This window comes from Micromonospora sp. NPDC049060 (assembly GCF_040649055.1).
GTDB classification, from domain to species: domain Bacteria; phylum Actinomycetota; class Actinomycetes; order Mycobacteriales; family Micromonosporaceae; genus Micromonospora; species Micromonospora reichwaldensis.
Map to the genome: position 1 here is coordinate 35,638 of NZ_JBEZEV010000046.1, position 8,194 is coordinate 43,831.

Sequence of the window (8,194 nt, forward strand, 5' to 3'; positions counted from 1 at the left end):
CGACTCCTCCTTCGTCCACCTTCAGCCTGCTCCGTCCGCACGCTACCCGTCAGAGGCGGTCGTCCCGACCAGCGGGACCTTGGTCCCGAATCGCAGGCTGACGGTCACCGGCCGGGCCGTCCGACACCGACGCGCTCCGCGCGGGCCCTCCGACACCGGCCACCGCGTCCGGACCCCCTGCGCTCCCGTCCGGCAGGGGCGCGTCCGTCGGGCCGTCGCCGCCACCCGGGCGGCGGGCCAGCCGCAGCACCAGCCCGGGCAGCACGCTGACGGCGGCGCAGGCCAGCAGTTCCGCCGCGTCGAGCGGCTGCGTGCCGAGCAGCTCCCGCAGTGGCGGCAGCAGCACCCCGGCGACCTGGAGCAGCGCGGAGACCGCCACCGCGACCGGCAGCGCCAGGTTGCCGTGCCGGGCGCCGTGCGGTCGCGGCGCGCGGACCGCGAGCGCCACCCCGAGCTGGGCCAGGCCGAGCACCACGAAGACCACCGACTGCCAGGGCCGGTCCCAGTGCGCGGCGAGCACGCCGGCGCCGAGCACCACGGCGGCGATCAGACCGCCGGTGACCAGCACGTCGCGGCCCAGGCCGGCCCCGAGCACCGACTCCGACGGGGAGCGCGGCGCCCGGCGCAGGGTGCCGGGCTCCGCCGGCTCCGCGCCCAGCGCCACGCCCGGCACGCCGTGGGTGAGCAGGTTCACCCAGAGGATCTGCGCCGGCAGCAGCGGTACGGCCAGCCCGAACAGCGGGCCGAGCAGCATCACGGCGATCTCGGCGACCCCACCCGAGAGCGCGTAGCGCAGGAACCGCCGGATGTTGTCGTAGATGCGGCGGCCCTCACCGATCGCGGCGGCCACCGTGGACAGGTCGTCGTCGACGAGCACCAGGTCGGCGGCCTGCCGGGCGACCTCCGTGCCGCCGCCCATCGCCACCCCGATGTCGGCGCGACGCAGCGCGGGGGCGTCGTTCACCCCGTCGCCGGTCATCGCCACCACGTGCCCCCGCGACTGGAGGCCGGCGATGATGTCGAGCTTCTGCTCCGGCTGGGTCCGCGCGAACACCCGCGCCTGCGGGTGCGCCCGCGCCGGGTCGCCGTCGTCCCCGCGTACCACCGGGTCGCCCTCGCGCCAGAGCCCCAACTGGCCGCCGATCGCCGCGGCGGTCGCCGGGTGGTCGCCCGTGACCAGCACCAGCCGGACCCCGGCGTCGTCGAAGCTGCCCGCGATGTCGGCCGCCCCCGCGCGCAGCGGGTCGCCCACGGCGACCAGCCCCACGGGCCGCAGCCCGACCGGCCGGGCGGGATCGGCCGGCGGGGCGTCCACCACGGCGGACGCGACGGCCAGCACCCGCAGCCCCTCGGCGGCTAGCCGGTGCGCGACGGCGGTCAGCTCGGCGATCTCCTCGGCGGAGGCGTCGACAAGCGGCGCGGCCAGCACGTTCTCCGGCGCGCCCTTGCACACCACCAGGTACCGCCGGTCGCAGGAGCGGTGCACGGTGGTCATCCGGCGCAGCTCCTGGTCGAAGGGGTGCTCCGCGACGCGCGGCCACGCCGACCGGGTGAGTTCCGGGTCGAGGCCGCACCGGCCGGCGAAGGCGACCAGGGCCGCCTCCAGCGGGTCGCCGACGGCGGCCCACTCCGGCCGCTCGTCGGTGGGCGGGGCCAGGGTCGCGTCGTTGCAGAGCAGCCCGGCGCGCGCCAGGCGGCGCAGGTCGTCCGGTACGGCCACCGGCGCCCCCTGCTGGTGCACCGCGCCCTGCGGCGCGTAACCGCTGCCGGTGACGCCGTAGCGGGAGCCGCCGGCGGTGACGGCGTGCTGCACCGCCATCCGGCCCTCGGTGAGCGTGCCCGTCTTGTCGGAGGCGATGACGGTGACGGAGCCGAGCGTCTCGACCGCGTGCAGCCGGCGGGGGATGGCCCGCGCCCCGGCCATCCGGCGGGCGCCGAGGGCGAGGGCGAGGGTGACGACGGCCGGCAGCGACTCGGGCACGGCCGCCACCACGAGGCTCACCGCGGTGACCGCCATGTCGACCACCGGCCGCCCGCCGACGACGCCGATGACGAAGACCAGCCCCGAGAGCACCACCGCGGCGAAACCGAGCATCCGGCCGAGCCCCGCGAGGCGGCGCTGCAACGGGGTGGCGGCGGGCCGGGTGGACGCCACCAGGGCGGTGATCCGGCCGAGCGCGCTCGCGGCGCCCGTGCGTACGACCGTGCCGGTGGCCCGCCCGGTGGTGACCACGGTCCCCGCGCTGGCCTCCTCGCCCACGGCCCGGGTCACCGGCACCGACTCCCCGGTCAGCGCCGACTCGTCGACGCTCAGCCGGGCCGCCTCGGCGAGCAGCAGGTCGGCCGGGACCACGTCGCCGGCCTCGACCCGCACCAGGTCACCACGGACGAGGTCGGCGGCGGGCAGGACGACGTCCCGGCCGTCCCGGACGACCCGGGCGGTGGGCGCGGCGAGCTGGTCCAACGCGGCGATCGCCTGGTCGGCGCGGACCTCCTGCACCACGCCGATGGCGGTGTTCACCAGCACCACCAGCACGATCACCGCGGTGTCCGGGTAGTCGCGCAGCACGGTGGTGACCACGGCGGCGGCCAGCAGCAACGCCACCAGCGGGTCGCTGAGCTGGTGCAGGACGCGCCCGCCCAGACGGCGCCGGGCCGGCGCGACCGCCGCGTTCGGCCCGTCCGCGCGCAGCCGGGCGGCGGCCTCCGCCGAGCTGAGCCCGGCCGCCGGCCTGGTCGAGGTGTCAGCGGGCACCGGTACGCCCCCACGGCCGCCGTTCTCCGCACCGTCCCACATCGCCCTCCGCCCTGCCGGCGCCGTCGCGGCGCACCGTCCCGATCCCACCCTCGTCCCGTCGGACGGCACCGGCCAGGGGAGTTCCGCCCAACCGACCCGGGACCAACGGCCCTGCCGCCCACGGCCGGCGCGCGGGTGCGACGCGGATCCGGGCGTCCCGGCCAGCGGTCCGGTGTGACGCGGATCCCGCAGCGCCACCGGGCCACCGGGCGTCCCGGCCAGCCGGGCGCCAGCGGTCCGGTTGTCGGTGGTCGGCCCTATCCTCGGGCCCGTGACCGCCGAGCTGCGCCTGCGCCCCGTCCGCGACGACGACCTGCCCCACTTCTTCGCCCACGAGCAGGACGCCGAGGCCAACTGGATGGCCGCCTTCGGGCCGGAGGACCCGACCGACCGGGAGCGCTTCGACGCCCACTGGCGCCGCGTGCGCGCCGACGAGCGCAACGTCCCACGCACCGTGGTCGTCGGCGACGAGGTCGTCGGCCACGTGGTCGCGTTCCCGGCCGACGGGCGCACCGAGGTCAGCTACTGGATCAACCCGCGACGCTGGGGTCGGGGCCACGCCACCGCGGCGCTCGCCGCGCTGCTGCGCGAGCTGCCCCAACGGCCGGTGCACGCCCGCGCCGCCAAGGACAACCGCGCCTCGCTCGCCGTGCTGCGCAAGTGCGGCTTCGTCGTCATCGGCGAGGACCGGGGCTACGCCAACGGCCGGGGCACCGAGGTGGAGGAATGGGTGCTGGAGCTGGCCGGCGACTGACCCGCCGCCGCCCGCCGGGTCACCGCATCCGCGCGAGCACTACTCTCGCGGGGTGAACTGGCTGGAACTGATCGGCTGGACCGGCTCCGCGCTGCTGGTCTGGTCGCTGCTGCAGACGCGCATCCTCCGGCTGCGTGCCCTGAACCTGGTCGGCTGTCTGATCCTGATCGGCTACAACGCCGCCGTGCAGGTCTGGCCCATGGTCGGGCTGAACGTCGTACTCGCCGTGATCAACGTCTGGTACCTGCGGAGCATGCTCGCCACCCGCCACGACGAGGCCACCTACCAGGTGGTCGAGGTCGGCGTCGACGACCAGTTCCTGGCCCACACGCTGAGTGTGCACGCCGCCGACATCGCCCGGTTCAACCCCGGCTTCCGCTGGCCCCCCGGCACCGCCGCCGAACGCTCGGCGTTCCTGGTCGTACGCGCCGACGAGGTGGTCGGCGTGGTGCTGTCACACGCCGAGGCCGACGGCGTGGCGCAGGTCGACCTCGACTACGTGACCCGGCGGTTCCGGGACTTCACCCCGGGCGAGTTCGTCTACCGGCGCAGCAGCCTCTTCACCGACCGGGGCTTCCGCCGGGTGATCACCCCGCCCGGCATGGTCGCCCCGTACTACCACCGGCTGGGTTTCCGCCCCGAGGGCCGCTCGTACGCCCTCGACCTGCCCGCCCCGCCGGTCGCCGGGCGGATCTGATCACATCCCGCCCGGGGCGAGGATTCGCCGGCCGGTCCGGTGGGCACAGAGTGCCCTACGCCGGCCGGGGCCTTCGGCCGGCGGTGACCGTCGTACCGGCGGGCACCTGTCCCGCGTGAGGAGAGCCGGGCGTGCAGAGCATCTGGACCCAACTGGCCCTGGTCGGCGTCCTGGTCGTCCTCAACGCGGTCTTCGCGGGCAGCGAGATGGCCCTGGTCTCGCTGCGGGACAGCCAGATCCAGCGGCTGGAACGCACCAGCCGGGCCGGGCGGGTGCTGGCCCGCCTCGCCAAGGACCCGAACCGCTTCCTGGCCACCATCCAGATCGGGATCACCCTCGCCGGCTTCCTCGCCTCCGCCGCGGCGGCGGTGTCGCTGGCCAAGCCCCTCGTACCGCTCCTCAGCGCGTTCGGCGGCGCCGCCGAGACCGTCGCGATCGTGGCGGTCACCCTGGTGCTGACCTTCGTCACCCTGGTCTTCGGCGAGCTGGCCCCGAAGCGGATCGCCATGCAGGCCGCCGAGCGGTGGGCCCTGCTGGTGGCCCGCCCGCTCGACCTGCTCTCCTCCGTGACCCGGCCGGCCGTCTGGGCCCTCGGCGCCACCAGCGACCTGGTGGTACGCCTCGTCGGGCTCAACCCGAAGCACGAGCCCGACGAGATCGGCCCCGACGAGCTGCGGGACATCGTCGCCGGCAACCACGGCTTCACCAAGGAGCAGCGGACCATCATCGCCGGCGCCGTCGAGATCGCCGACCGGCAGCTGCGGGCGGTCCTCGTACCCCGGTTGCAGGTCTTCACGCTCGACAGCGGCACCACGGCGGAGGCCGCGCGGCTGCTGCTGGCCGCCACCGGCCACTCCCGGGCGCCGGTGGTCCGGCACGGCGGCCTCGACGACGCGGTCGGCGTGATCCACCTGCGTGACCTCGTCGGCGTCCCCGAGGACCGGCCGGTCGACGAGTGCGCCCGCCCGCCGATGCTGCTGCCGGACTCCCTGCCGGTGGTGGACGCGCTGCGGCAGTTCAAGGCCGAACGCCAGCACATCGCCCTGGTGGTCGACGAGCGGGGCGCGGTCGACGGGATCGTCACCCTGGAGGACATCCTCGAGGAGATCGTCGGGGAGATCTACGACGAGACCGACCGGGACGTGCGCTCCGTGCGCACCGAGCCCGACGGCGCCCTGCTGCTCCCCGGCACCTTCCCCGTGCACGACCTCGTCGATCTGGGCGTCGAGCTGCCCAGCCGTCCCGGCGGCGACTACACCACCATCGCGGGCCTCCTGCTCGCCTGCCTCGGCCACATCCCCACCGTGGCGGGGGAGAGCGTCGTCGTGGACGGCTGGGAGCTGGAGGTGACCCGCATCGACCACCGCGCGATCGTCGGGGTCCGGCTGCGCCGGCAGGCCGAGCCGGCGCCCGACGAGGCCGAGGCCGTGCTGGACGAGGCCCGGGGCTGAACGCGTCCCCGCTGCCGCCGTGCGGCCGGCGCCGTCACGCGCCTCGGCCGGTCAGGCCGGGTAGAGGTTCTGCAGCCGGACCTGGCCGCGGGCCACGAGCCGGGCGTCGGCGTCGGTGATCTCCACCTGCCAGAGCTGCTGGCTGCGCCCCCGGTGCACGGGGGTGCCCACGGCGGTCAGCTCGCCGTCGCGGACAGCGCGCAGGAAGTCCGTCTGGTTCGACACGCCCACGACGCGTCCGCGCTCGCCGAGCCACAGCGACCCGCCGATGCTGGCAGCCGTCTCGACCACCGAGCAGTACACGCCGCCGTGCTGGATCCCGAACGGCTGGTGCAGCTCGGGGCGGACCTGCCAACGGATCACCACCCGGTCGCCGTCGACCTCGTCGAGCTTGAGGCCGAGCAGGGCGACGAAGCCACCCGTCAGATCCGGCACGTCCACGGTGGTCCCCTCCTTGATCACGGCGTGGCCAGCCTACGCCGCGGCTCGCCCGGGCAAACCCGGTACTGCCCGCCGGGGCTCGTGAGGGAGAATCGGTGACCGTGACCGACAGCAGCCTCCCGCCGCCCGGGCGGGACTCCCTGACCGACGACCTGCGCTGGCGGGGCCTGATCCAGGACTCCACCGGCCTCGACGAGCTGCGTGCGCTGCTCGACGGCGGCTCCACCGCCTACTACGTGGGCTTCGATCCGACGGCGCCGAGCCTGCACGTCGGCCACCTCATGCAGGTCGCCACGGCCCGCCGGATCCAGCTCGCCGGGCACCGTCCGCTGCTGCTCGTCGGCGGCGCCACCGGTCAGATCGGCGACCCGAAGGAGAGCGCAGAGCGGAGCCTCAACCCGCCCGAGGTGGTCGCCGGCTGGGTGGCGCGGATCCGCGACCAGCTCGCCCCCTTCGTCTCGTACGAGGGGGAGAACGCGGCGCACCTGGTCAACAACCTGGACTGGACCGGCGAGATGTCGGTGGTCGAGTTCCTCCGCGACGTCGGCAAGCACTTCCCGGTCAACAAGATGCTGGCCCGGGAGGTGGTGAAGGCGCGGCTGGAGAGCGGCATCAGTTTCACCGAGTTCAGCTACCAACTGCTCCAGGCGAACGACTTCTTCGAGCTGCACCGCCGGCACGGCTGCCGGCTCCAGTTCGGCGGCTCGGACCAATGGGGCAACATCACCGCCGGCGTCGACTACGTCCGCCGGCGCGGTGCCGGGCCCGTGCAGGCGTTCACCACGCCGCTGGTGACGAAGTCCGACGGCACGAAGTTCGGCAAGACCGAGGGCGGCGCCATCTGGCTCGACCCCGAGATGACCAGCCCGTACGCGTTCTACCAGTTCTGGGTCAACGTCGACGACCGGGACGTGAGTCGCTACCTGCGCTACTTCAGCTTCCGCTCCCGGGAGGAGCTGGAGGCGCTGGAGAAGGAGACCGCCGAGCGTCCGGCGGCCCGGGCGGCGCAGCGTGCGCTCGCCGAGGAGCTGACCACGCTGGTGCACGGCGAGCGGGAGATGGCACAGGTGGTCGCCGCGAGCCAGGCGCTCTTCGGCCGGGGCTCGCTGGACGGGTTGGCGCCGGCGACGCTGCGGGCCGCGCTGACCGAGGCCGGTCTCGTGCACGTCGACGAGCTGCCCGACGTCGCCGGGCTGCTGCGGGACTCAGGGCTGGTGCAGAGCCTCAAGGAGGCGCGTCGGGTGATCGCCGAGGGCGGCGCCTACGTGAACAACACCCGGATCACCGAGACGGACGCCACCGTGGGCCCTGGCGACCTGCTGCACGGCCGGTACCTGGTGCTGCGCCGCGGCAAGCGGTCGTTCGCCGGTGTCGAGCTGCGGGGTTAGCCGTACGTTCCAGACGTGACGTGGGACGCCCCCGGCGGATTTGACGATCGATCCGCCGGGGGCGTAACTTTCTCTCTGCCAGCGCGGAACGGACGAACCGGGGCAAAGTAACCGGAGGCCGGGCGCGGCAACGAGCTTTCGGGTCCGGCGAGTTGCACTCACCGGCCCGTGACCGGGCGGTGCCCCGGATCCGCCGCGAGGCGGATTTGGCGAGGCGGAGCCGACCGGGTATGGTTCATCGCCGGTAGGGAACCGGGCGAGCTCGCGGGAGACCGCGGCGGCCGGCCTGCCGGAAGTCGCAATCGACAACGGCGCAAGCCGATGTCGCGTGGCGCCCGGAAATCGGGTTGAAGTGGTGCGGATCGCTACGAAGCGGTTTGACACGGCGGAAACCACCGGGTAACGTAGTAAAAGTGCCCGGCGCGGAAAGCGGCGGGTGCGATGAACGAAATGCCCCGGGTTGGGTGCTCCACGGTGTGGGGTTCCTGGGCGGTGTGTGGTTGTTCTTTGAGAACTCAACAGGGTGCTTGATAAGCCAGTGCCAATTATGATTTATACCCCGGACTGGCAGGCCATTTATGGTTTGTTGGTCTTGGATTCCTTTGGCAACACTTTTTGTTGTCGGGACAGTTTTTCAACAAGTTTTTGTTGGAGAGTTTGATCCTG

At 74.0% G+C, this 8,194-nt stretch carries 6 protein-coding genes; 4 read left to right on the top strand and 2 right to left on the bottom strand.

From position 1 onward, the window contains the following. Nucleotides 1–49 precede the first annotated feature (49 nt). Nucleotides 50–2,755, bottom strand: coding sequence for a cation-transporting P-type ATPase (locus AB0B83_RS17990; protein WP_357579134.1), 2,706 nt, complete (start codon nt 2,753–2,755; stop codon nt 50–52). A gap of 313 nt (nt 2,756–3,068) precedes the next feature. Between AB0B83_RS17990 and AB0B83_RS17995 the strand changes: the two genes are divergently transcribed. The 3 genes from AB0B83_RS17995 (at nt 3,069) to AB0B83_RS18005 (ending at nt 5,699) form a co-directional block, all read left to right on the top strand. Beyond that, nucleotides 3,069–3,551: a GNAT family N-acetyltransferase gene (locus AB0B83_RS17995; RefSeq protein WP_357579135.1), complete on the top strand. Its 483-nt coding sequence runs from the start codon at nt 3,069–3,071 to the stop codon at nt 3,549–3,551. A 52-nt stretch (nt 3,552–3,603) separates the two neighbouring features. Further along, nucleotides 3,604–4,248, top strand: coding sequence for a hypothetical protein (locus tag AB0B83_RS18000; protein WP_132240207.1), 645 nt, complete (start codon nt 3,604–3,606; stop codon nt 4,246–4,248). A 131-nt stretch (nt 4,249–4,379) separates the two neighbouring features. Beyond that, complete coding sequence (locus AB0B83_RS18005) at nt 4,380–5,699, top strand: hemolysin family protein (protein ID WP_357579136.1); 1,320 nt, start codon at nt 4,380–4,382, stop codon at nt 5,697–5,699. A 51-nt stretch (nt 5,700–5,750) separates the two neighbouring features. Here the strand turns inward: AB0B83_RS18005 and AB0B83_RS18010 are convergent, their stop codons facing one another. Continuing rightward, the gene (locus AB0B83_RS18010) at nt 5,751–6,158 is read right to left on the bottom strand and encodes a PaaI family thioesterase (RefSeq protein WP_357579140.1); all 408 of its coding nucleotides are present in this window, start codon (nt 6,156–6,158) and stop codon (nt 5,751–5,753) included. An 83-nt stretch (nt 6,159–6,241) separates the two neighbouring features. Here AB0B83_RS18010 and tyrS point away from each other — a divergent pair, with 83 nt between their 5' ends. Next, nucleotides 6,242–7,528 carry a tyrosine--tRNA ligase gene (gene tyrS / locus AB0B83_RS18015; RefSeq protein WP_357579141.1) on the top strand — a complete coding sequence of 429 codons (1,287 nt, stop codon included), beginning with the start codon at nt 6,242–6,244 and terminating at the stop codon, nt 7,526–7,528. Nucleotides 7,529–8,194: the final 666 nt, after the last annotated feature.